The following is a 23,102-nucleotide window of genomic DNA, read 5'->3' as shown; positions in this document are numbered from 1 at the left end:
GCCATGATTGTCGAAGTGCGCAGCGGCACCGAGCAGATTTCCGCCGGCTTGGTGCAGTTGCAAGAGCAGTCGCGCAACATCAACCAGATCCTCAACCGCCACGCTTCGGAGACCGATCAGGCGGTGACCGCGATCAACGAGATGAGCGCCACCGCCGACAGCGTCGCCGAAAGTGCTACGCAGACGGCGAGCTTTACCCAATCGGCCAACGATGCCGCGCAGCGCTCGCGGGACGTGGTCGACGAAGCCTCAGTGAGCGTGCGGGCCTTGGTGGCAGAAGTTGAAGACGCCACCAAATACGTGCAGGAAATGCAGGTCGACGCCAAGCGCATCACCGATGTACTCGGCGTGATTGGCGGCATTGCCCAGCAAACCAACCTCTTGGCGCTCAACGCGGCCATCGAGGCAGCACGGGCGGGCGAGCAGGGTCGTGGCTTCGCGGTGGTGGCTGACGAAGTACGGGCGCTGGCCGGTCGTACCCAGCAGAGCACCTCGGAGATCAACGAGATGCTGGCACGGCTTGAGCAGGGCGTGAGCACGGCCGTCGGCGCCATGGAGAAGACCAAGGTCAGCTGCCAGTCCACCGCCGACCGCACCTCGCGGGTCAACGAAGGTCTGGATGGCATGGCCGGTTCGGTGCTGCGTATTCACGACCTCAGCGCGCACATCGCCACGGCGGCCGAGGAGCAGAGCGCGGTGACCGAGGAGATCAACCAGAACATGATCGCCATTCGGCACATGGTTGGGGAGCTGGTAGGCTGCGGTCAGCAGACCGACACCAGCGTTGACTCGTTGATGGCGTCCAACGAACGGCTGGTGGCGATGATCGATCGCTTCAAGGTCCGCTAGTCGACGCCGGTTTCGCAGCCAACAGCAAAGCCGGAGCCCCTCAAGCTCCGGTTTTTTTTGGCGGTCTATTCTCAAATGACGATTTCCCGGCTGAGGCCGGTTCTGGATGAATCCCAGTCCTGCTGATACACGCAATTTCACCGTAGGAGCCGGCTTGCTGGCGAATGCATTGGGTAAGACGCTGCAGCAGTGGGCGTCGAGATGGGGTTCGTCCGACCGCGGCCCGCAGCACGCCGGCTCCTGCAGGTCCATCGGCAGCGTCCATTTTGCGGTGTAGCAAATCACGCCTTCCCGGCTGAAGCCGGTCCCACTGACCAGACCACCCTGTAGGACCGGCTGAAGCCGGTCCCACTGACCAGACCGCCCTGTAGGACCGGCTTTAGCCGGGAATACGCAGGCGGTCACACTGCAAGTTTGATGTGGCCCGCCGATTGACCGCCGCTCAGTAGCTCTCGCCGCGGATGTATTCCTGCATCTTTTCGATGAGCCTCGCCTGTTCCGCGATGGCGGCTTTGACCAGGTCGCCGATGGACAGCAGGCCCACCAGTTGACCCTCGTCCACCACTGGCAAATGTCGCAGCCGCCGGTCGGTCATGATGTTCATGCATTGATCGACGGTGTGCTGCGAATCCACGGTTTTGACGTCGTGGGTCATGATGTCGCTGACCGGGGTGCCTGCCGAGGCGCGTCCTTTGAGTTCCATCTTGCGGGCGTAATCACGCTCGCTGACGATGCCCACCACCTTGCCCTCGCGTACAACCGGAACTGCACCGATGTTTTTCTCGGCCATCAACTTGATCGCCTCAAGCACCATCTGCTCAGGCCTGACGGTGTGTACTTCGTTCTGGTGAGTGTCTTTCAACTTCAGTAGTTCGGCTACGGTCGTCATGCTGGCCTCTCCGGCGCGATTCTTGTGAGCACGGCAGGAATCGCCGTGCATAGAGAATCGTAGAGAGATGCCATTCCGGCAAGTTTGAAAGAGCCATGCAGCGCGCCAAAAGCGTCAGCCCGCCAAATCGACGGTTGCAGCGGCGCCGCGCCGACGTGCCATCAGCCAATCCGTTGCGCGCGTGCGGGCGGCTGCCGATCTTTTAGACCCGTCACACGGACTTGTCGGGCGGCGCGCGGCGGGGACGGGAAATCACCGATTCGATGTTCTTGCGCCCGATCAACAACGGACTTTTGGCTCTGCGCGAGGCCGGCATGTCGGCCAGCCATTTGTACATCACCAGGCAATCCACCAGCCCAAGGCGAGCGTGGCGGTAGGCTCTGGGCAGGCGGCCTACCACCTCGAACCCCAGCTTTTGCCAGAGCCCGACGGCCACTTCGTTAGTGGCCACGACTGAATTGAATTGCATGGCCGAGAAGCCGCTGTCCAGCGCCAGTTGCTGGGAGTGCTCGCACATCAGCCGGGCAATGCCACGACCACGCGCAGCCTGGCTGACCATGTAGCCGCAGTTGCTGACATGGCTGCCCGGGCCCGCAGCGTTGGCCTTGAGGTAGTAACTGCCGAGCAGCACGCCGTCTTCCTCGGCGACCAAAGTGTGCAGCGGGTATTCAAGCCAAAGGTGCAAGGCTTGCTCATACGTCAGGTCAGCGTCGTAGGCATAGGTTTCCTGCGCCTGAACCACTGCCTGGAACGTGGGCCAAAAGCCGTCGAAATCGGCGGCGGTCATGGGGCGGATGTGGATCATGAGGTTTTCCATGGATTGCGAACATCACCCGTAGGAGCCGGCTTGCTGGCGAATGGGACGGTTCATTCGCCGGTAAAGTGTCTGGATGGACACCTTCGTCCGACCGCGGGCCGGCAGCAAGCCGGCTCCCGGATGCGCTACGTTCAATCGGCAGCGTGGGAAGCTGCCGATGATCGGGCGAGCGTATGTATCAGATAGCGCTACTTGAGTTAAGTCAGGACACCACCCGGTAGCAGGGCACATACGCCGCGCCGCCCGGCAGTTTCATCCGGTGCTGCTCGACGAACGCCTGCAACAGTTTGTCCAGCGGCTGCATGACCTCCGCGTCGCCGTGAATTTCATACGGGCCGTGTTCCTCGATCAGGCGGATGCCTTTGTCCTTGACGTTGCCCGCAACGATGCCGGAGAACGCGCGGCGCAGGTTGGCGGCCAATTCGTGAGGCGGCAGGTCTCGACGCAATTGCAGGCTGGCCATGTTGGCGTGGGTCGGGTCGAACGGACGCTGGAAGCTCTCTTCGATCTTCAGCAGCCAGTTGAAGTGGAACGCGTCCGCGCGGTCGCGGCGGAACTGGCGCACGGCGGCAAGGCCCAGGGTCATCTGGCGAGCCACTTCCGACGGGTTGTCGATGATGATCTGATAATGCTTGTGCGCTTCTTCACCCAGCGTGGCGCTGACGAAGGCGTGCAGTTGCTCCAGATACGGGGCCGTGCTCTGCGGGCCGGTGAGGATGACCGGGAACGGCAGCGCCTGGTTGTCGGGGTGCATCAGGATGCCGAGCAGGTAGAGGAATTCTTCGGCCGTGCCCGCGCCGCCGGGGAAGATGATGATGCCGTGGCCGACCCGCACGAAGGCTTCCAGACGCTTTTCGATGTCCGGCAGGATCACCAGTTCGTTGACGATCGGGTTCGGCGCCTCGGCCGCGATGATGCCCGGCTCGGTCAGGCCCAGGTAACGACCGCCGCTGATACGTTGCTTGGCGTGGGCAATGGTGGCGCCCTTCATCGGGCCCTTCATCACCCCCGGACCGCAACCGGTGCAGATGTCGAGCTTGCGCAGGCCCAGCTCATGGCCGACCTTCTTGGTGTATTTGTATTCTTCGGTGTTGATCGAGTGGCCGCCCCAGCACACGACCATCTTTGGCTCGACGCCGGGGCGCAGGGTGCGGGCGTTGCGCAGCAGGTGGAAAACGTAATCGGTGATGCCTTGAGAGCTGCTCAGGTCGATGCGCTGGCTGTCGAGTTCGCTCTCGGTGTAGACGATGTCGCGCAGGGCGCTGAACAGCATCTCGCGGGTGCTGGCGATCATTTCGCCATCGACGAAGGCATCGGCCGGGGCGTTGAGCAGTTCCAGGCGCACGCCACGGTCCTGCTGATGAATACGCACCTCGAAGTCCTGATAGGCCTCAAGGATGGTTTTGGCGTTATCGACATGGGCGCCGGTGTTGAGAATGGCCAGGGCGCACTGGCGGAAGAGGGTATAAGTGCTGCCGGAGCCTGCGGCGCTGAGCTGCTGGACTTCACGTTGTGACAGGGTTTCCAGGCTGCCTTTGGGGCTGACGGTAGCGTTGATGACGTGTCTTGGAGCCATTCTTGATTCCTTGAAAGCGGTGCCGGCCGCCACGTAGGGGCAGGGCACGAATACAGTGAGCGCCCGAGGCGTTCACCCATGAGCCATTTTTTACATCGGTTGGTCAGGAAAGCAAACGTTGTAAGCGTGAATCTGGAAATTTCCCATGACCCCGGTATGCTGCACCTCGACGCCCAGACCCATCGGCCTTCCCGACGCTATGATCTTCAACTTCACGGTTTTTCTCCTCACCCTTGTCGCCATGGAAGGTGTCGGCTTTCTGGCCCACAAGTACGTCATGCACGGCTGGGGCTGGTGCCTGCACAAGTCCCATCACGAAGAACACCTGGGCGCGTTCGAAACCAATGACTTCTATCTGCTGGCGCTGGCCCTAGTGGCGATTGCCCTGATCGTCGCGGGTAACCACGGCTACGATCCCCTGCAATGGGTGGGCGCCGGGGTGACGGCGTTCGGCCTGATCTACGTGTTCGTTCACGACGGCATGGTCCACCGCCATTGGCCGGCCCGGCCACGGCCGCGCAGTCGCTACCTCAAACGTCTCTATAGCGCGCACCTGTTGCACCACTCGGTCAAAGGCCGGCGCAACAGCGTGTCGTTCGGTTTCCTGTACGCGCCTTCTGCCGCTACCTTGAAGAGACAACTGCGCAACAGCCGCGCGGCCCCTGCTACCGAGAGCAGGGGTGACGACGCCATGGGTGCCGATTTGCAGAACGGTTGAGCCTGGTGCCTGTCGAAACGTTCACTGATCTGCCGCCGACGGTACAGCGCGGCCAGACTTTGGCTGTGCTGAAACGGCGGCCTGAACCCTGTGCTTCATACTCCTTAACGTCCAATTTCGTATTCCTGCCGGGAGCATCCCATGACGCAAGCACTGACACACGCAACGGGCACCACCGTCACGTTCAAACGCCCTGACGGCAAAGAAGTCAGCGGCTATCTCGCCAGTCCGGCCAAGACCGAAGGGGCGCCGGCGGTGGTGGTCATCCAGGAGTGGTGGGGCTTGAACGATCAAATCCGCGGGGTTGCCGATCGCCTTGCCGCGTCTGGTTATTTTGCGCTGGTGCCTGACCTCTACCGTGGCGAAGTGACGGTGGAGGAAGAAGAAGCCCATCACCTGATGGACAAACTCGACTTCGCCGACGCAGCAACCCAGGACATCCGCGGCGCGGTGGATTACCTCAAAGGCCACAGCCTGAAAGTCGGCGTAACCGGCTTCTGCATGGGCGGCGCGTTGACTTTGCTGGCCCTGAACTTTATTCCCGAGCTGTCCGCCGGGGTGGTGTTTTATGGCATGCCGCCGCTGGAATTCCTCGACCCTGCGGCCATCAAGGTGCCGGTGCAAGGGCATTGGGGCACTCAGGACGAGTTTTTCCCGGTGCAGGGCGTCGACCAGCTCGAAGCCAAACTCAGCGAAGGCGGCGTCGACCTGGAGTTTTACCGCTACCTGGCCCACCACGCCTTTACCAACGAAACGGCAGTCGGGCCTGGCCGGATTGCCGGTACGCAATACGATCCGGTCTGGTCGCAACTGGCGTGGGACCGCACACTGACCTTCTTCGGCCGGACGCTGTGGGGCTGAGTCCGGTCCTCAACCGGCGCTGAAGCCGCCGTCCACGGTCAGGGTGATGCCGTTGATCATGCCGGCGTCGTCGCTTAGCAGAAAGGCGATGGTCGCCGCGATTTCGCTTGGCTGAACAAAACGGCCCAGCGGTATCCGGGCAAGCATCGCGCCGGCCTTCACCGGGTCGCTCCAGGCCTTGTCGGCCATGGGCGTCAGCGTCACCACCGGGTTCACGCTGTTGACGCGAATGCCGTGGGGCCCCAGCTCCACGGCCATGACCCGGGTCATGGCGTCCAGGGCCGCTTTCGAGGCGCAATAGGCCAGGTGGTCACGGGTGCCGACCGCTGCGGCGAGGCTCGAGACATTGACAATGGCGCCCGGCATGCTGCGGGTCATCAGGTCCTTGGCGACGACTTGGGCGATCACCATCGGCGCGCGGGTATTCACTGCCATCAAGTGATCGAAGGTCTCGATCGACGTATCGAGAAACGATTGCAGTTCGACAACCCCTGCGCAATTCACCAATCCATCGAGCGGCAGCGCCGACATCACCGCTGCGCGGGTTGCGGCGACGTCGGCCAGGTCTGCCACCAGCGGGCGATCAGCGTACGCCAGGTCGTCGGGATTGCGGCCCATGGCGATAACCTCCGCGCCACAACGTTTTAGCCACTCCACGGTTTCCCGGCCGATGCCTTTGCCCGCACCGGTCACCAGAATCCGCTTGCTGTTGAAGTCATGCCGGGCCATCGCCGTCTCTCCCGTGATTAACGTCAGTCGTGCTGATCGAGCAGTTGCCGGGCTGCGCGTTCGTCGATGACCAGTTCGTGGATGAAGTTACGCAGCAGCACCGCGCGAATGATGTCGGCCTTGTACGGGCCACCGGACACCAGCACCACCTTCTTGATCCGGCGCAGGTCGTCCAGGTCCAGCGCAATGGCGCGGCGGTTCAGCGGGTGATTGACTTCGAGGCCTTCGCGGTCCAGCCAGCGGCCGAGCAGATCACCCACCGCACCGGCGGCACGCAGCGAGCGCGCGTCCTCAGCGTTGACCATACCCAGTTCCAGCATCAGTGAACGCTCACTTAAGTCGCCCACCGTGATGACCGCCAGATCAGCCTGCCGAGCTTTGCCCAGCACGCCCTGTACCGAGGGTTCCGCGAGGATCATGTCGCGGTATTGCTCGGACGGTGCGAACACCGGCGCCGCGAGGTAGTAATAAGCCCCTCCGAACAGCCCGGCGAAACTCGACGCGATTTCCACGGTGTTATTCGCCGAGCCGTAATGCAGACCGCCGAGCAGCGACAGCACGGTGAGGTCCGGCAAAGGGCGGGCGCGCAACTGGCGCACGGCCTGGCGCAACGTACGCCCCCAGCCCACCGCGACGGTGCAGCCGTCAACGAGGTATTCCTCAAGGCTCGGCGCAACGCCAACGCCCAGCACCCGGAACAGATTCGACGGGTCGTCGGGCGAGGGCACCACCGTCACGCGGCGCAGGCCGAAGCGTGCCTGCAGGCGGTCTTCCAGCGCGATGCACGCGGCCAGGGGCGAATTGATGCGGATCTGCACCACGCCGGTTTCGCGGCAGGTCGCCAGCGCCTTGTTCACCCGGACCCGGGTGATGCCGAGGCGGTCGGCGATCTGCTGCTGGGTCATGTTGTTGACGTAGTAGCACCAGGCGATGCGGATGTTGTGCTGGTCCTCGGCGTGCACCGGTTCGGTGTCGGCGCCGGCTTGCGGGTAATGACTGTGCACGATGGTGTCCTTGCGATGGCCGCTAAAACAGGGCGTTTACTTCACTGCACCCATGGTCAGCCCTTGCACCAGATGCTTGGAAACCATCAGCGCGAAGATAATCACCGGGAACACAATCAGCGTGCCGGTGGCCATGATTTCGCCCCACGGCAAGTCGTAGCCGCTCATGAAGCTCGTCGCAGTCACTGGCGCAGTGCGCGCGGCGCTGCGGGTCAGCACCAGCGCATACAGCAGCTCGTTCCAGGAAAAGATAAAGGAGAAGATCGCCGAGACCGCCACCCCAGGCATCGCCAGCGGCAGGGCGATGCGCCAGAAGATGGTAAAGCGCGATGCGCCCGACAGCCGCGCGGCCTCGTCCAGGTCTTTCGGTACGCCGCGAAACTGATCGGTGCAGATCCACACCACAATGGGCAGGTTGAAGGTCAGGTAAATGAGGATGAGCACCAGGTGCGTGTCGATCAGGCCCATGTTGCGCGCCATCAGGAAAATAGGCAGTGCCACCACGATCGGGCTGAGCATGCGGTTGGTGATGAACCAGAACCACAAGTCTTCCTTGCCCTTGAATTCAAACCGCGCCAGCGCATAGGCGGCCGGCGTGCCAAGCCCGACCGCCAGCACCGTGGTGCTCACCGCCACGATCAGCGAATTGCCGAGGCTGTGCAGCACGTCGCGCTCGAACAGCACTTTCACGTAATTATCCAGGTGCGGGGTAAAGGCCCAGATCGGCGGCGAGGCCAGCGCTTCGGCCTGGGTTTTGAGGCTGGTGGCGACCATCCAGTAGAACGGAAAGACCGCAAACAGAAAGATCGCCAGCAGGCCGACGAGGTGCCAGGCGTTGACCCTGGCGCGTGGCCGGACGAAGGCGGGGGAGGTCGGAGGTTTTGCAGCCGGTACGGTGGCCATGTCAGATCTCCCGGTAAACGAATTTGATGTACAGCCGAGCCAGCACGATGGTCAGGATCAGCATCAGGATGGCTTGGGCCGAGGCCACGCCCTGATCGAACACGCGAAAGCCGATGCGCTGGATGTACACGCTGACCAGTTCGGTGGCTGCGCCGGGCCCGCCACGGGTCATGGTGAACACGGTGTCGAACATCTTCAGGATGTCGGCGGTGCGCAGGATCAGGATCACCGTCGCGCTCGGCAGCAGGAAGGGCAGCTGCACGTAGCGCACGATTTGCCAGCGACTGCGGGTTTCCAGGCGCGCGGCTTCTTCGATTTCATTGGGCACCATGGTCAGCCCGGCTAGCAACACCAGCGCGCAGAAGGGCGTCCACTGCCAGATGTCCATCAACGCCACTGCGATGAACGCGTTGGTGGTGTCGCCCAGCCATTCGACGGGCCCGGCATTGACCAGCGTCAGCAACGCGTTGGCCACGCCGAAATCGCGGTTGAAGATCAGCCGGCCGATCAGCCCGGCGACGGCGGGCGCTGTGGCCAGGGGAATCACCAGGCTCATGCGCGCCAGCAATTTGAAACCTGACAGCCCGGGCTTGTGCAGCATCAGCGCGATGATCAGGCCCAGCGCCAGCTGGATCGGCACCACAGTGATCAGGAACAGCCCGGTTCGACCCAATGCCGCCCAGAACGAAGCGTCGTTCAGCACGTTGAGGTAGTTGTCGAAGCCAATGAACGGCGTCGCATCTTTGGGCCGGGCGAGGTTGTACTGGCGGAACGAGTTGACCAGCGCAAACACGGTGGGAAAGATGCCGATCAGCGCCAGTGCAACGGTGGCCGGCGCGAGAAAGGCAAACGCCGCGCGGGTGTTGTTCCACAAGGTCGGGAACGGTTTTTTGTTCTTCGGCATGGGGGTTGAGTCTCGAGGCTACACACATCTGGCGGCACTTCGCTGATCCCTGTAGGAGCCGGCTTGCTGGCGAATGCGGCAGGCCACTCAACGCAGCGGTGTCTGCCCTGTCGCGTTCGCCAGCAAGCCGGCTCCTACGGGTTGTGATCAGCCCGTCACTTCAGCAATTTGGCTTTGCCGTCGTAATACCCTGCCTTCTTGAGGATGTCCTCCATGCGGCTGCCGATCGCCTTGGCCCCGGCCTCCACGCTCATTTTGCCGAGCATGATCGCGGTGCCGTTCTCGCCGACCACTTCGGAAATTTCAGGCCACTGCGGGAAGCGTGGGCGGTAGTCAGGCACGCCGCCTTCCCACGAGGTCACCATCGGCTGCACGAACGGGTATTTCTTCTGCACCTCGGCGTCCTTGTACACCGACATGCGCCCGCTGACGCCGCCGGCTTCCAGGTACGGTTTGGCCATGGCTTCGGAGGTGACCCACTGAATGAACAGCCACGCCGCGGCTTTTTGTTTGTCTTCTGATTTGGCGTTAACGCCCAGGGAGAATCCACCCAACGCAGGTTTCAGCCCGGCAGGTCCTTTGGGTTCTGTGGCCACGGCAAGGCAGTCGGTGATTTTTGATTTCCCGGGGTCCGCCAGGGTGCTGTAGAACGCGGACCACTCGGTGATCATCGCTACTTTGCCCTGGGCGAGGGCGTTGACCGCTTCGTTGTGGTCGTAATCGACGATGCCCGGTGGCATGAACTTCATCAGGTCCTGGCGAAACTGCAGGCCCTGCTGAGATGCCTTGGAATTGAGGTTGGACTTGAACTGATCGTCCAGCAGTGAGCCACCGAATGGCCAGAGGAAGCGCATGAAGCTGTCGGCGGACTGCGTTTCACCGCGTCGAGATTGCAGGGCGTAGGCGTAGCGATCCTTGCTCTTGTCAGTGAGTTTGGGCGCGTAGTCCTTGAGCAGCTCATCCCACGTCGCTGGCGGCTTGTCGAAGCCGGCGTCCCTGAGCATGCATTTGTTGTAGAAGAGCAGGCCGGAATAGTTATCGAACGGCAGGCCGTAAGTCTGTTTATCCCAGCCACCGAACGACTCCAGCAGAATCGGAAAAAAGCCGTCGAGGTTGAGCGCAGGGTCGGCGAGCTTGGCGTCCTGCGTGAAGGTGGTGACCGGTTCGAGCCAGCCATTGCCGGCGAATTCGCCAATCCACACCACGTCCGTCAGCACCACGTCGAGCTGTTCGCCTGAGGTAAAGCTCAGCACCTCACGCTCGCGGCTGTTCTCGTAAGGGATGGTTTCGTAGCTGACCTTGATGCCCGTCTTCTTCTCGAATTCGGGCAATAGTTTGATCGCGGCGGCGTAACCGGGACGGTCGAGGAAAATCGCCTTGATCTCGGTGCCCTTGTACGGCGCGGCCGCTTCCTCCAGCGTCCAGGCCTGTGCAGCGCCGGACCCCAGCGCAATGGACACGGCAAGGGCATTCCATACCAGCTTCTTCATTTACGTGACCTCGTTATTGTTGTGGGTGAGGGTTACGCGGGATGTGGGGGCGATCTCGTTTTTTTCGCACGTCGGTGCGCCATGGCGCTCGGTGCTCGGGCCTGATCCGTCCGTCTTGGGGCAGCTCCTTGACATTTGTAATTTACGAATTACAAATGATCGTAGGACGAAATGTCTGGCTGTCAAGTCGGTGCATTGCTTCGTCAACGCAGGTGCCCATTACCCCACAACAATAACTTCAGGGGACACGATTTTGACTGAGCTCAGTTTGAGTGGCGTCGAGAAAGCCTACGGCGAGATCAAGGTCTTGCATGACATCCACCTGAGCATCGAGAGCCGCGAGTTCGTGGTCTTCGTCGGGCCGTCCGGGTGTGGCAAATCGACTTTGCTGCGCTGCATCGCCGGGCTTGAGAGCATCACTCAGGGGCAGATTCGCATCGGTGCGCGGGACGTGACTTATCTGGAGCCGGCCGACCGCGGTGTGGCCATGGTCTTCCAGTCCTACGCGCTGTACCCGCACATGTCGGTCTACGACAACATCGCCTTCGGGCTGAAGATGCAAAAAAACCCAAAGGATCAGATCGAAGCCAAAGTGCGCAACGCCGCGCGCATCCTGCAGCTGGAACCGCTGCTGGATCGCAAACCCAAGGCGTTGTCGGGCGGCCAGCGTCAGCGCGTGGCCATTGGTCGCGCCATCGTGCATGAGCCTGAAGTCTTTCTGTTCGACGAGCCGCTCTCCAACCTGGACGCATCGCTGCGGGTGCAGATGCGCATCGAGATCGCCAGGTTACACGCCGACTTGCAGGCGACCATGGTCTACGTGACCCATGATCAGGTCGAAGCGATGACCCTCGCTGACAAGATCGTCGTGCTCAACAAGGGCTGCATCGAGCAGGTCGGCTCACCGCTGGAGCTCTACCATCATCCGCGCAACCGCTTCGTCGCAGGCTTCATCGGCTCGCCGCAGATGAGCTTTCTGCCGGTCACCGCCGTCGCAGCCGATGCCACCGGCGTGCAGGTCAGCCTGCCGGGCGGTGGGCTGTTGCGGGTGCCAGTGAAGGGCGAGCAGATCAAGGCGGGCGATGCGTTGACCCTGGGCCTGCGTCCCGAGCATTTGTCGGAGCGCGGCGAAGGCGATGCGCAGATCCCGGTGAAAGCCCTGGTCGTCGAGCATCTCGGCGGGGAAACCTTCACCCATGCCCAGACCGACGAGGCCCATGACCTGATGATCAAGGGGGAGGGCATGTCGACGGTCAAGGCCGGTCAGCTGTTGCGGGTCGGTGTGCAGGGCCATCGCTGCCATCTGTTCGATGCGCAGGGGCAGGCGCTGGCCTATCAGCGGCATTACACGGAAGTGAGCGGCGATGACGCAGCGACTGGCTACGTCACACAGGCCTGAGCACTGACAATCTTGACAGGCCATTGGCCGGCGCCGTGCCGCCGACCGCAAGACACGCGCCTGTCACTGTGTCGGTTACTGCACGCCGAACAGCGCCGTCCAGTAGATGCCCGCGTCGCTTTTCGGGTCCACGGCGTAGGCGGCGCCCAAGTCGTGAAACTGCGGGTTCATCAGGTTGGCGCAATGCCCCGGACTGGCCAGCCAACCCTCCACCACCTTGCGCGCGTTGTCCTGGCCGGCGGCGATGTTTTCGCCGATCTGCTGGCCGATGTAACCGGCCAGTTCGGCGCGGTCGCCCGGGGTGCCACCGTTGCGGCCTTTGTGGTCAAAGTAATTGTTGTTGGCCATGGAGCGCGAATGGCTTTCGGCTGCGCTCATCAGCGTGTCGTTCCAGACCAGCGGCGCCGCGGCGGCGAATGGCTGGCCGCCGCATTGTTGCGGTTGCTTGCGCACGTCGTTGATCAGGCCCAGCAGCTTCTGGCCCTCCGCCTGGGCATTGCCCAAACCGCCTGCCAGCAGCGGGCGGGCCAGCACGATGCGCCAGTCGCGGTCGTTGCGGCTGACGCCGATATCAACGAACTGCGGGTTCAGCACCACCTGACAAAAACTTTCCTGAATGGCTGCCATGGCCGCTTGCGCGTCGCGCGGGCCGGAGAGGGTGATCGCCTGGACGCTGACCATTGGGTAGGACGCCCGCGACAGCATCGGCTGCAGATCCACCGTGCCACTGGCGGGCAGGTTCAGGCGCGGGTCGCTGTTGAGCGGCGGCAGCTCGGTGGACGCGACATTGGCGCAAGGCTGAGCCTGGCTGCGGTAGCTGTTGATTGACTGGATCAGCTGCGTTTCTTCGCTGGCAACGGCCGTCCCTGCCATCAGCAGCGCCAGCGGCACCGCAGCAAGACACTGGATGAATGATCTGAAACGCATGTAAATCTCCCTCGAAACTGACGCGCCCACGCTGCGCGATTTGCCGGTTGCGAATAGTCTGAGCCGCACAAACCGTGGAGGTTGCAGTCGGCAGCAGGGTTTTTGCAATAGGCGGCGGGAAAAGCCGCTGAATGAGTGCAGCGCCGGCACTGTCGTGGCGCCTTGCGAAGGACCACTGGATCTTCGGCGAACCTCAAGCACAGCGGGGCAAAGGCATCGGGGCAGAGCTTGTTAGACGCGTGCTGGACCATGCGCGCGCGCAGCCACAGCTGTTGCTGGTGCAGCTGACGGTGACGCAAGGCAATCACGGTGCGCAGGGCTTGTACGAACGGCAGGGCTTCACACCCTTTGGTGTGGAGCCCTGTGCCGTGGCGGTGGGAGAACGCTATGTGTCAAAAGTGCATATGTGGTGTGATCTACGCACAGCGCTGGGGTAACAGCCGGATCATTTGCCCGACAGTTGCATGATCAATGCTGCCGTCAGGTACAGCCGAGGGGCGATGCTGGACAGCTCCATGTACTCGTCGTCGGCATGCAGACCGGCACCGACCACGCCCATGGTTTCCAGCACGGCCGGCTTTTGACTGTCGGGCACATAGGCGTAACCGGCGTCGGTGCCGAAGCGCATGGCAATCGGTTCCAGCGTGCGGCCGATCTTGCCGTAAAGCGCTTGTGCCGTTTTCGCCAGATCATCGGTTGCAGGGTTTTTTGCCAGCGGCGGACGGCCTTTGTCGAGGCGGAAGCTGACCTCGGTGCCGTCGATCATTTTGCTTTGCACGATGCGCTGGCCGTCCGCGAGCACGCGGTCGGATTCACTCAGGTCCGAATAACGCATGTCACCTTCCGCCGCCGCGCTCGATGGGATGATGTTGCGCTTCTCGCCGCCTTTGATGAGCGTCCAGTTGACGGTGGTGCCCTTGGCGGGATCGCCCAGATCCTTGAGCTGCACCAGCTGATGCGCCAGCTCCATGGCCGCATTGCGCCCGGCTTCCGGCGCGGAGCCGGCGTGGGATGATTTGCCTTTCACGTCAACGAACACGCCGTTGATGCCGTTGGTCGCGACCGTGACGGCGTCCTTGTCCGGCGGCTCGAACGAGAACACGTAGTCATGCTTGCGGGCCAGTTCGGCGATGAGGGTTTTCGAGCCTGCCGAACCGGTTTCTTCGTCGGGGTTGAACAGCACCGTGAGCGTGCCGAAGTCTTTGAATTTCTCATCCTTGAGCAACTGCAAGGTGTGCAGCACCATGGCCACACCGCCTTTGGCATCAGCCACGCCCGGCCCGTAGGCGCGCTCGGCGTCAACACGGAACGGCCGTTTCGCTGCGGTTCCGGGGCCGAACACGGTGTCGTAGTGGATCATCAGCAGGAACGATTTGCTGCCCGTGCCCTTAATCGTACCGACGATGTTGTCGCCTGCCGATGGCGTGGCTGGCGAGGTTTCAACGCTCGCGCCCAAGGCTTTCAAACGCTCGACCAGCACCGCGCTGACCATCTTCAGGCCGGCGGCCTGACCCGTGCCAGTGTCGATGTCCACCAGTTGCTTGACGGTTGCCAGATAAGGCTTCTGTTCGGCCTGGGCTTTTTTCAACAGAAGGTCGGGGGCGACTTCGGCGGCGTTGGCGGCCTGGATGCCGCAGCTGAAAAGGGTGGCAAGAATGGAAGCGGTCAGTGCGTTGCGTCGAACGTGCATGCTGGATCCCTCAGATGATGTACGAGCCATTGTGATGCCCGCAGGGCTCACATCGTTCCCGAAGGATAGGCCGTCAGCGCTGACCGCCCAAGTGGCCTCGCTTCAAGTGGCCTCCCTTCTAGTGACCGCGCCTCAAGCGAACAAGGTGTGGCAGCGTGCTGACGCGCCTGTGGTCTGTCGCCGCGCTTTTCCTGTCGCGTTCACCGTAGAATCGCTGTCTGAAATGATGGCGACGAGGTTGCGAAGGTGGATTTACAGCAGGGCTTCGTCCTGACCCGGCATTGGCGCGACACCGACGCGGGGACCGAGGTGGAATTCTGGCTGGCCACCGACGACGGGCCGCGCCAGGTGCGCCTGCCGTACCAGACCTCCGTGGCGTTTATCCCGGCCCAGCATCGCGAGCGCGCCGAGGTGGTGCTGCGCAACGAGCGCAATGTCGAGCTCAAACCCCTTGAACTGTGTGACTTTCGTCATCGCCCGGTGCTCGGTCTGTACGCGCGTCAGCATCGCCAGTTGATGAGCCTGGAAAGCGATCTGCGCAAAGCCAGCGTCGATGTGTACGAAGCCGATGTGCGTCCGCCCGAGCGTTACCTGATGGAGCGTTTCATCACCGCGCCGGTGCAGTTCAGTGGTCGGCCGGATGCCAACGGCCTGCTGCTCGACGCTCAGCTCAAGCCGGCGCCGGGCTATCGGCCCACTCTGAAACTGGTGTCGTTGGACATCGAAACCACCGAGCGCGGCGAGCTTTATTGCATTGGCCTGCACGGCTGCGGCGAGCGGCAGGTGTACATGCTCGGCCCGCCCAACGGCGATGCCACGCAGGTGAATTTCAAGCTGGAGTATTGCGACACCCGCGCAGGCCTGCTGGAAAAGCTCAACGCCTGGATGGCGCTGCATGACCCGGACGGCATCATCGGCTGGAACGTTGTGCAGTTCGACCTGCGCGTTCTGCACGAGCATTCGCGGCGCTTGAATGTGCCGCTGCGTCTGGGGCGGGGCGGTGAGGTCATGACCTGGCGCGAACACGGTGCGCGCAACAACCATTTTTTCGCCGCGGCGGCCGGGCGTCTGATCATCGACGGCATCGAGGCGCTGCGCTCGGCCACCTGGAGTTTCCCCTCGTTCAGCCTGGAAAACGTCTCGCAGACGCTGCTGGGTGAAGGCAAGGCCATCGACAATCCGTATCAGCGTATGGATGAGATTAACCGCATGTTCGCCGAGGACAAGCCGGCACTGGCGCGCTACAACCTCAAGGACTGCGAGCTGGTGACGCAGATCTTCGACAAGACCGAGCTGCTGACCTTCCTGCTGGAACGCGCCACGGTCACCGGTCTGCCGGTGGATCGCAACGGCGGCTCGGTGGCGGCATTCGAGCACTTGTACATCCCGCTGATGCACCGGCAGGGCTTCGTCGCGCCGAACCTGGGCGAGCGCATGCCCGAGGCCAGCCCCGGTGGCTTCGTCATGGACTCGCGGCCGGGCCTTTACGAGTCGGTTCTGGTGCTCGATTACAAAAGCCTGTACCCGTCGATCATCCGCACGTTTCTGATCGACCCGGTGGGCTTGATCGAGGGCCTCAAACACCCCGACGACAGTGACTCGGTGGAGGGCTTTCGTGGGGCGCGCTTTTCGCGGACGCGGCACTGTCTGCCGGCCATCGTCGAACGGGTCGCGGAGGGGCGCGAGGTGGCGAAGCGCGAAGGCAATGCGCCGCTGTCCCAGGCCCTGAAAATCATCATGAACGCTTTCTACGGCGTGCTGGGCTCAAGCGGTTGCCGCTTCTTCGACACCCGTCTGGCCTCGTCGATCACCTTGCGCGGCCACCAGATCATGCACCAGACCCGCCTGCTCATCGAAGCGCAGGGTTATGAGGTGATTTACGGCGACACCGACTCCACGTTCGTCTGGCTGAAAAAGGCCCATGAACAGGCCGAGGCGGCGCAGATCGGCAGCGCGCTCGTCCGGCAAGTCAATGACTGGTGGCGCGCCCATGTGAAGACAGAATACGGCCTGGAGAGCGCCCTTGAGCTGCAGTTCGAAACCCACTTCAAGCGCTTTCTCATGCCGACCATCCGCGGTGCCGAGGAGGGCAGCAAGAAGCGCTATGCGGGCCTGGTCACCCGAGCCAATGGCCAGGACGAAATGGTCTACAAGGGCCTTGAAGTGGTGCGCACCGATTGGTCGCCGCTGGCCCGCACCTTCCAGCAGGAGCTTTACCTGCGGATCTTCCAGCGCCAGCCGTTCCAGGAATACATCCGCGATTACGTGCGCCGGACCCTGGCCGGCGAGCTGGACAGCCAGCTCATCTACCGCAAGCGCCTGCGCCGGGCGCTCGACGATTACGAGCGCAATGTGCCGCCTCACGTGCGCGCGGCGCGCCTGGCTGATGCCTACAACCGTCAGCAGGGTCGACCGTTGCAGTACCAGAATCGCGGCTGGATCAGCTACGTGATCACCGTCGCCGGCCCCGAGCCATTGGAAGTGCGCACCGCGGCCATCGACTACGACCACTACATCAGCAAACAGCTGCAACCGATTGCTGATGCGATCCTGCCGTTCGTGCTGTCGCGCACCCTCGATCTCAGCGCTCAGGACCAGTTCAGTTTCGACTTCTAGTGCGGCCGTCTTGTGGCGGCTCCAGACTGCGCCTGACGGTTAAGAGTTGTTGACTGATGAGACCTGCTTCGCCGGACTGGTGAATAAGGGACCACCACCGCGATCGATCAGGTCAGGACATCACCAGCGCCCGGCTGCGCAGCCTCGCGATGTCCTTTTTCGGTGGCGCACCGAACAGCCGGCCGTACTCGCGGCTGAACTGCGACGGGCTCTCGTAACCGACTTTGAAGGCGGCGCTGGCGGCATCCAGATGTTCGTTGAGCATCAGGCGGCGGGCTTCGTTAAGGCGCAACCATTTCTGATATTGCAGCGGGCTCATCGACGTCAGGTTGCGAAAATGCAGGTGGAAATTCGGCGCGCTCATCTGCACGCGTGCCGCCAGGTCCTCGACGCGCAACGCCGCCGTGTAGTTGAGCTTCAGCCAGTCGATGGCCCGGGCGATCCGGTGACCCTGGCTGTCGACGGAGGCGATGTGCCGCAGCAGCGGCGCTTGATCGCATTTGAGCAGCCGATAGTGGATTTCCCGCTGCAGCAAGGGCCACAGGACGGGGATGGCCTCAGGCTCCTGCAGCAGTTCGACGAGCCGGCCGACGGGGTCGAGCAACCCTGAGGTGAGTGACGCAATGCCGGCGCTTTTACGCACGGCGCGCTCTTTGGGCGCCGGCGCGTTGCCCTGGGCAATCAGCTCGGTCAGCGTGCGCAGGTCGAGCTTGAGCACCAGGCCCAGGCACGGGACGTTCGCGCTGGCGAGGGTCACGGCGGAGTTGGCTGGCAGGTCCAGCGAGGTGATGAGAAAGCGCGTCGTGTCGTAAGGGTAGACGTCGCCGCCAATCACCATTTCCTTGGCGCCCTGAACCACCAGCACGATGCTCGGCGCCAGGATGCAGGTGACTGGCGGCGAGGGCTCGTTGCGACGAAACAGTCCCAGACCGTCGATGGCGGTAGGAAAGTCCCCCGGGCCGGGCGTCATGGCTCCGATGATGCTCGCCAGCGAAGCCCGTGATGCCTGCGATGCAGCATCGGCTGCGCCGGAGTCGGTTATCGAAGGAAGTGGTGGCATGGCTGCGGCCCTCTGGATCAGGCCGGCACTGTACGTGCGCGGCAAAACGGCTGTCCAGCCGACCGCAGCGGGTCTGATCGGATCAGGCAAGAAAACCACCGGATCGCTCTACTGGTTCACCCGGCATCGCCATGACTATGTGCATCGCACACTCATCGCGCCGTGCCGGCGCCGGAGACATTCATGAAACGACTGATGATAGGACTGGCCCTGCTGGCCAGCTCCTTCGTAACGATGGGGGCCGATATGTCCAATGGAGCTGACAATTTCTACGTGAGCGAACAGGTCACCCGGCAAAAGGTGACGTTCAACAACCAGTACCAGCTGAAGACAGTCGGCAATCTGTTCGTGCCGAAAAACATGATCAGCGGGCGGCAATACCCGGCGATCATCGTCGGCCACCCCATGGGCGCGGTGAAGGAGCAGAGCTCGAACCTGTACGCACAAAAGCTGGCAGAGCAGGGGTTCATCACCCTGGCGATCGATCTGTCGTATTGGGGTGAGAGCGAAGGCCGACCGCGCAACGCGGTTGCGCCGGAAATGTACGCCGAGGATTTCAGCGCGGCGGTTGATTACCTGGGCAGTCAGGGCTTTGTGAATCGCGAGCGCATCGGCGTGCTGGGTATCTGCGGCAGCGGCAGTTTCGCCATCAGCGCCGCGAAGATCGACCCGCGCATGAAGGCCGTGGCGACGGTCAGCATGTATGACATGGGCGGGGTCAATCGCAATGGCCTGCAGCATTCGGTCAGCGTTGAACAACGCAAGGCCGCCATTGCCGCGGCGGCTGCACAGCGTGATGTCGAGTTCGCAGGCGGCAAGACCCTTTACACCAGCGGCACGGTGGACGCGCTGACGGAGAAATCCAATCCCATCGAGCGCGAGTTTTATGATTTCTACCGCACGGTAAGGGGCGAGTTCACGCCGTCGGGTCAGTCGCCGCTGTTAACCACTCATCCCACGCTGAGCAGCAACGTCAAGTTCATGAACTTCTACCCGTTTGCTGACATCGAGACGATCTCGCCGCGGCCGATGCTGTTCATCGCCGGTGAAAACGCACACTCGCGTGAATTCAGCGAGGAAGCCTATCGCCTTGCCGGTCAGCCCAAAGAACTGGTGATTATCCCCGGCGCCGGGCATGTGGACCTTTACGACCGGGTCGATCTGATTCCTTTCGCCCGGCTGACTTCTTTTTTCCAGACCCACCTGGAATAACCACCGACGCGTGTGCTTGCCAGCCAATCCGGCGAGCCGCCCGATCGGCCATCGACGCCGGGCGCGCAATTGGGCGCGTCTGCGGTTGATAAAAGGCCCCTGCACTCTGCCAGGGGTTGAAACATGTAGGAGTTTTTCATGGGCACCCCTGCTGCACCGTTTACCGCTGCGACCCGCCACGTGTGGGGCGCTGTGCTGGCCATGGCCCTGTGCGCGTTCGCGCTGGTGGCTTCGGAGTTCTTGCCGGTCAGCCTGCTGACGCCCATCGCTACTGACTTGAGCCTGAGTGAAGGGCAGGCCGGGCAGGCGATCGGCATTTCGGGTTTCTTTGCGGTGATCGCCAGCCTGTTCCTGTCGACGCTGACGCGGGGGCTGGACCGCAAACCGGTCCTGCTGAGCATGACCGTGCTGCTGGTGATTTCCGGGATCATGGTCGCCTTCGCGCCGAATTATCCTGTACTGATGCTGGGCAGGGCGGTGTTGGGCATCGCGATTGGCGGTTCATGGTCGATGAGCACCGCGGTGATGATGCGCATCGCACCTGAGTCGGTCGTGCCCAAAGCCATTGCGATGGTCCAGAGCGGCACCGCGCTGGCCACCGCCGTCGCCGCGCCCTTGGGCAGCTTTCTGGGTGGCCTGATCGGCTGGCGCGGTGCGTTTTTCTGCGTGGTGCCGCTCGCTGCGCTGGCGCTGTGCTGGCAGGCGTTTACCCTGCCGCGCATGCCCAGTGACCGCGGCGCGGGGTCGGCAACTCAGGTATTCCGTTTGCTCGGCTGTGCCAAGGTGTTCTACGGCATGGTGGCAGTGGCTTTGCTGTTCATGGGGCAGTTCGCGCTGTTCACCTACCTGCGGCCGTTTCTGGAATCGGTGACCGGGGTGGACGTGCCGGGCCTGTCGATGCTGCTGCTGATCATCGGCGTCTCGGGGTTGGCCGGCACCCTGCTGATTGGCGCGCTGCTGGCCAGGCATCTGTACCGGGTGCTGATGGTGATTCCGTTGCTGATGGCCGTTATTGCCGTCGCCCTGATGGTCTGCGGTCAGTCATTCGGCATGACCGCCGTGCTGCTCGGCGCCTGGGGCCTGATCTCGACCTGCGCACCGGTGGGGTGGTTTACCTGGTTGACGCGCACCCTGCCCAGAGACGCCGAGGCGGGGGGCGGCCTGATGGTAGCGGTCATCCAGTTGGCGATCACGCTGGGCGCGACCGCAGGCGGTTGGCTGTACGACGGGGTCGGCTACAGCGCGACGTTTATCGCCAGTGGGGTGTTGCTGTTGATGGCCGCCGTGCTGGCGTGGAAGGTGTCGCGCACGGCGGTTTGAGTCGCAGGTGTGACACGGCGCGCTGCCAGGCGTCAGCACGCTTGGGCGTCACTCCTTAACGTCCATGAAGTCCTTCGCCCAGGCCACATAGCTTTCCGGGAAGGTATAGGTGTGGGTCAACTCGGTGGCGCTGTGGTTCGAGGTGCTGTGCGTGACCTGACGTTGCGCGCGAAGGCTGTCGTAGGTGGCCTTGATTGCCGCAAAGTAGGCGGCATGGCCGGCAACCACCACCCGCACGCCGCAGTCGGCGAGGCGTTGGCGGTCGCTGAGTTTCGGGTTGCCGTACGTCACCAGCATCAATGGCACGCTGAGGTTTTCCGAAATCTGTTCCAGGTGCTCGAAGTCCTTGATGCCGACGATGCAGATGCCATCGGCACCGGCTTTTTCATAAGCCAGGGTGCGTTCGATGATGTCCTGTACCGGCAGGACTCCGGCGTTGGTCCGCGCCACAATCGACAGTTCCGGATCGACCCGGGCTTCAAGCGCGGCCCTGACCTTGCCAATGCCTTCTTCGATGGACACCAGGTCCGTCGACTTGCGCCCGAATTGCGCGGGCAGCAACGTGTCTTCGATGGTCAGCGCCGCCACACCGGCGCGCTCCAGCTCTTCAACGGTGCGCATTACATTCAGCGCGTTGCCATAGCCGTGGTCGGCATCGGCGATGAAGGGCAACTGCGCAACGCGACCGATGCGCGTGGCCTGCTCGACGAATTCACTGAGGGTGATCAAGGCGAAATCCGGCGCGGCCAGCACCTGCAGCGACGCCACCGACCCGCCCAGGATACCGACCTCGAAACCCAGATCGGCCGCGATGCGCGCGGACATGGGGTCAAACACCGAAGCCGTCTCGACGCATTGCTGCGACGCCAACTGCTCACGGAATTTGCGACGCAAAGCGGAGTGGGAAATTCTGGACATAGGGCTTCCTGATTCTGGCGTCATCGAAATGCCGGCAATGCTACCGCAAATTTCGGCTGAAACGACTCACCTCGACGAGCGACGTGCGCGGTTTGATCAAATATCACACGGTCATGAATTCCCACAGCGTTTGAAGTAAAGACCGCAGCGATGCGTCGTCGGTGAGGCGACGAAACAGAGCTGGAGAGGTATACCACCAAGTGGTAGATTTCTCTCTTGGCGTAGGTGCACCGATATGACGGAAAGGGTTTTCAAAACGAAGGGCTTCAGCGCAGCGGCAAAGAAGGCGCTCATAGACGACGATGAGCTGTGCAACGCGCTGGAGGACGTCAGGAACGGCCAAGCAGATGACTTGGGAGGTGGGGTCTGGAAGAAGAGACTCAACAATAATCGTCATCGCTCGATCATTTTGGCCAAAGGCCGGTTTTACTGGATTTACCAATTCGTGTTTGCGAAACAGACCCAGTCGAACATCAGCAAGCAAGAACTCCTCGCCTTCAGGAAACTCGCCAAAGTTTACGAAAAAATCAGCTGTCACCACGTTCAGATGTTGCTGGATCGTCGGGAGCTAACGGAGATATGTCATGCGAAAGAAAATTGAAAGCGAGGCGCTCGCGTCCGTGCACGAGTCAGCCGAGGCGTTGTTGGCGATTGGCGCCATCGATAAGGCGACGATGCGCGAGTTCGACCAGTGCTGCATCGCCGAGATGCCTGCAGAGATCAACCCCGCGCAGATCAAGGAGATCCGCGAGCGCAGCCACGTAAGTCAGCCGGTATTTGCGCGTTACCTCAACACCAGCACATCCACGATCAAGCAATGGGAGGCGGGGTCCAAGCGGCCAGGCGGCATGGGCCTCAAGCTGCTCAGCATCGTTCAGAAGCACGGGCTGCAGATATTGGCTTGAGGCAAGACTATGAGTCGGGGGGCGTGCTACCGACCGACCGACCTGCGTAGCGCTGCCTCAATGGCAGCCACAAATAAAAACGCAAGCGCTTGCGTGAATCGATTCAGCTGATCTAGAGTGTTTCAAAGTAATTCCCGAGCGCCGCCCGACAGAGGCGGCCCGAACATAAAAACAAGAAACCCGGAGTTCTGCATGAAGTTAGACAGGTTCAGCTCGTCTGCTTGCCCGCCACGCGTCTCGTCCCCGGCCATCCTTCTGTTTCCTCTGGTCACTCAGCCGTGAGTGCCGTTCCGTTGACCTCGCCTCAATCCGCCC

23 protein-coding genes are annotated in these 23,102 nt (G+C 62.3%); 11 read left to right on the top strand and 12 right to left on the bottom strand.

Going from position 1 to position 23,102, the window contains the following annotated elements:
* Positions 1-3 precede the first annotated feature (3 nt).
* On the top strand, positions 4-849 hold the full coding sequence (locus tag LT42_RS26490; protein ID WP_420806898.1) for a methyl-accepting chemotaxis protein: 846 nt from the start codon (positions 4-6) through the stop codon (positions 847-849).
* Between the two features lie 442 nt (positions 850-1,291).
* On the opposite strand, the gene LT42_RS06040 is transcribed toward LT42_RS26490, so the two are convergent.
* The 3 genes from LT42_RS06040 to ppnN form a co-directional block, all read right to left on the bottom strand.
* Entirely contained in the window at positions 1,292-1,738 is a 447-nt protein-coding gene (locus LT42_RS06040) for a CBS domain-containing protein (RefSeq protein ID WP_037010735.1), read from the bottom strand.
* A gap of 211 nt (positions 1,739-1,949) precedes the next feature.
* The gene (locus tag LT42_RS06035; protein ID WP_037010734.1) at positions 1,950-2,543 is read right to left on the bottom strand and encodes a GNAT family N-acetyltransferase; all 594 of its coding nucleotides are present in this window, start codon (positions 2,541-2,543) and stop codon (positions 1,950-1,952) included.
* A gap of 214 nt (positions 2,544-2,757) precedes the next feature.
* Positions 2,758-4,131, bottom strand: a complete 1,374-nt coding sequence (gene ppnN / locus LT42_RS06030) for a nucleotide 5'-monophosphate nucleosidase PpnN (RefSeq protein ID WP_037010732.1) — start codon at positions 4,129-4,131, stop codon at positions 2,758-2,760.
* A gap of 199 nt (positions 4,132-4,330) precedes the next feature.
* On the opposite strand from ppnN, the gene LT42_RS06025 reads away from it, so the two are divergent.
* A complete protein-coding gene (locus LT42_RS06025) occupies positions 4,331-4,849 on the top strand; it encodes a sterol desaturase family protein (protein WP_037013028.1) in 519 nt (172 codons plus the stop codon).
* 141 nt (positions 4,850-4,990) lie between these two features.
* Entirely contained in the window at positions 4,991-5,710 is a 720-nt protein-coding gene (locus LT42_RS06020) for a dienelactone hydrolase family protein (RefSeq protein WP_070356511.1), read from the top strand.
* Positions 5,711-5,719: 9 nt separating this feature from the next.
* Here the strand turns inward: LT42_RS06020 and LT42_RS06015 are convergent, their stop codons facing one another.
* The 5 genes from LT42_RS06015 to LT42_RS05995 form a co-directional block, all read right to left on the bottom strand.
* Complete coding sequence (locus LT42_RS06015; protein ID WP_037010731.1) at positions 5,720-6,439, bottom strand: SDR family oxidoreductase; 720 nt, start codon at positions 6,437-6,439, stop codon at positions 5,720-5,722.
* Positions 6,440-6,462: 23 nt separating this feature from the next.
* Positions 6,463-7,443 carry a sugar-binding transcriptional regulator gene (locus LT42_RS06010; RefSeq protein WP_037010730.1) on the bottom strand — a complete coding sequence of 327 codons (981 nt, stop codon included), beginning with the start codon at positions 7,441-7,443 and terminating at the stop codon, positions 6,463-6,465.
* A gap of 36 nt (positions 7,444-7,479) precedes the next feature.
* Positions 7,480-8,346, bottom strand: coding sequence for a carbohydrate ABC transporter permease (locus LT42_RS06005; RefSeq protein ID WP_052075117.1), 867 nt, complete (start codon positions 8,344-8,346; stop codon positions 7,480-7,482).
* A 1-nt stretch (position 8,347) separates the two neighbouring features.
* On the bottom strand, positions 8,348-9,250 hold the full coding sequence (locus LT42_RS06000) for a carbohydrate ABC transporter permease (RefSeq protein WP_052075116.1): 903 nt from the start codon (positions 9,248-9,250) through the stop codon (positions 8,348-8,350).
* A gap of 155 nt (positions 9,251-9,405) precedes the next feature.
* On the bottom strand, positions 9,406-10,740 hold the full coding sequence (locus LT42_RS05995; protein WP_037010729.1) for an ABC transporter substrate-binding protein: 1,335 nt from the start codon (positions 10,738-10,740) through the stop codon (positions 9,406-9,408).
* Between the two features lie 253 nt (positions 10,741-10,993).
* Here LT42_RS05995 and LT42_RS05990 point away from each other — a divergent pair, with 253 nt between their 5' ends.
* A complete protein-coding gene (locus LT42_RS05990; RefSeq protein ID WP_052075115.1) occupies positions 10,994-12,139 on the top strand; it encodes an ABC transporter ATP-binding protein in 1,146 nt (381 codons plus the stop codon).
* 75 nt (positions 12,140-12,214) lie between these two features.
* On the opposite strand, the gene LT42_RS05985 is transcribed toward LT42_RS05990, so the two are convergent.
* Positions 12,215-13,012: a CAP domain-containing protein gene (locus LT42_RS05985; protein WP_420806897.1), complete on the bottom strand. Its 798-nt coding sequence runs from the start codon at positions 13,010-13,012 to the stop codon at positions 12,215-12,217.
* A 185-nt stretch (positions 13,013-13,197) separates the two neighbouring features.
* On the opposite strand from LT42_RS05985, the gene LT42_RS05980 reads away from it, so the two are divergent.
* On the top strand, positions 13,198-13,503 hold the full coding sequence (locus LT42_RS05980; RefSeq protein ID WP_052075114.1) for a GNAT family N-acetyltransferase: 306 nt from the start codon (positions 13,198-13,200) through the stop codon (positions 13,501-13,503).
* Between the two features lie 8 nt (positions 13,504-13,511).
* Here LT42_RS05980 and LT42_RS05975 read toward each other — a convergent pair whose 3' ends face one another.
* The gene (locus LT42_RS05975) at positions 13,512-14,756 is read right to left on the bottom strand and encodes a M20/M25/M40 family metallo-hydrolase (RefSeq protein ID WP_037010727.1); all 1,245 of its coding nucleotides are present in this window, start codon (positions 14,754-14,756) and stop codon (positions 13,512-13,514) included.
* A gap of 246 nt (positions 14,757-15,002) precedes the next feature.
* Between LT42_RS05975 and LT42_RS05965 the strand changes: the two genes are divergently transcribed.
* Positions 15,003-17,372, top strand: a complete 2,370-nt coding sequence (locus LT42_RS05965; protein WP_052075113.1) for a DNA polymerase II — start codon at positions 15,003-15,005, stop codon at positions 17,370-17,372.
* Between the two features lie 112 nt (positions 17,373-17,484).
* Here LT42_RS05965 and LT42_RS05960 read toward each other — a convergent pair whose 3' ends face one another.
* Positions 17,485-18,432 (bottom strand): AraC family transcriptional regulator, encoded by a 948-nt coding sequence (locus LT42_RS05960; RefSeq protein ID WP_052075111.1) that lies wholly within the window; start codon positions 18,430-18,432, stop codon positions 17,485-17,487.
* Between LT42_RS05960 and LT42_RS05955 the strand changes: the two genes are divergently transcribed.
* The 3 genes from LT42_RS05955 (at position 18,431) to LT42_RS05945 (ending at position 20,964) form a co-directional block, all read left to right on the top strand.
* Positions 18,431-18,619 carry a hypothetical protein gene (locus LT42_RS05955; protein ID WP_037010725.1) on the top strand — a complete coding sequence of 63 codons (189 nt, stop codon included), beginning with the start codon at positions 18,431-18,433 and terminating at the stop codon, positions 18,617-18,619. The genes LT42_RS05960 and LT42_RS05955 overlap by 2 nt on opposite strands.
* Positions 18,616-19,644 (top strand): alpha/beta hydrolase, encoded by a 1,029-nt coding sequence (locus tag LT42_RS05950; RefSeq protein WP_037010724.1) that lies wholly within the window; start codon positions 18,616-18,618, stop codon positions 19,642-19,644. The genes LT42_RS05955 and LT42_RS05950 overlap by 4 nt, the downstream gene beginning before the upstream one ends.
* A gap of 138 nt (positions 19,645-19,782) precedes the next feature.
* The gene (locus LT42_RS05945) at positions 19,783-20,964 is read left to right on the top strand and encodes an MFS transporter (protein ID WP_037010722.1); all 1,182 of its coding nucleotides are present in this window, start codon (positions 19,783-19,785) and stop codon (positions 20,962-20,964) included.
* A 48-nt stretch (positions 20,965-21,012) separates the two neighbouring features.
* On the opposite strand, the gene LT42_RS05940 is transcribed toward LT42_RS05945, so the two are convergent.
* The gene (locus LT42_RS05940) at positions 21,013-21,882 is read right to left on the bottom strand and encodes an isocitrate lyase/PEP mutase family protein (protein ID WP_037010721.1); all 870 of its coding nucleotides are present in this window, start codon (positions 21,880-21,882) and stop codon (positions 21,013-21,015) included.
* A gap of 235 nt (positions 21,883-22,117) precedes the next feature.
* Between LT42_RS05940 and LT42_RS05935 the strand changes: the two genes are divergently transcribed.
* Positions 22,118-22,483, top strand: coding sequence for a type II toxin-antitoxin system RelE/ParE family toxin (locus tag LT42_RS05935; RefSeq protein ID WP_037010720.1), 366 nt, complete (start codon positions 22,118-22,120; stop codon positions 22,481-22,483).
* A complete protein-coding gene (locus tag LT42_RS05930; protein ID WP_037010718.1) occupies positions 22,467-22,787 on the top strand; it encodes a helix-turn-helix domain-containing protein in 321 nt (106 codons plus the stop codon). Before LT42_RS05935 ends, LT42_RS05930 begins: the two co-directional genes overlap by 17 nt.
* Positions 22,788-23,102 lie beyond the last annotated feature (315 nt).

This window comes from Pseudomonas lutea, assembly GCF_000759445.1.
GTDB classification, from domain to species: Bacteria; Pseudomonadota; Gammaproteobacteria; order Pseudomonadales; family Pseudomonadaceae; genus Aquipseudomonas; species Aquipseudomonas lutea.
This window is presented reverse-complemented; position numbering and strand designations above follow the sequence as displayed.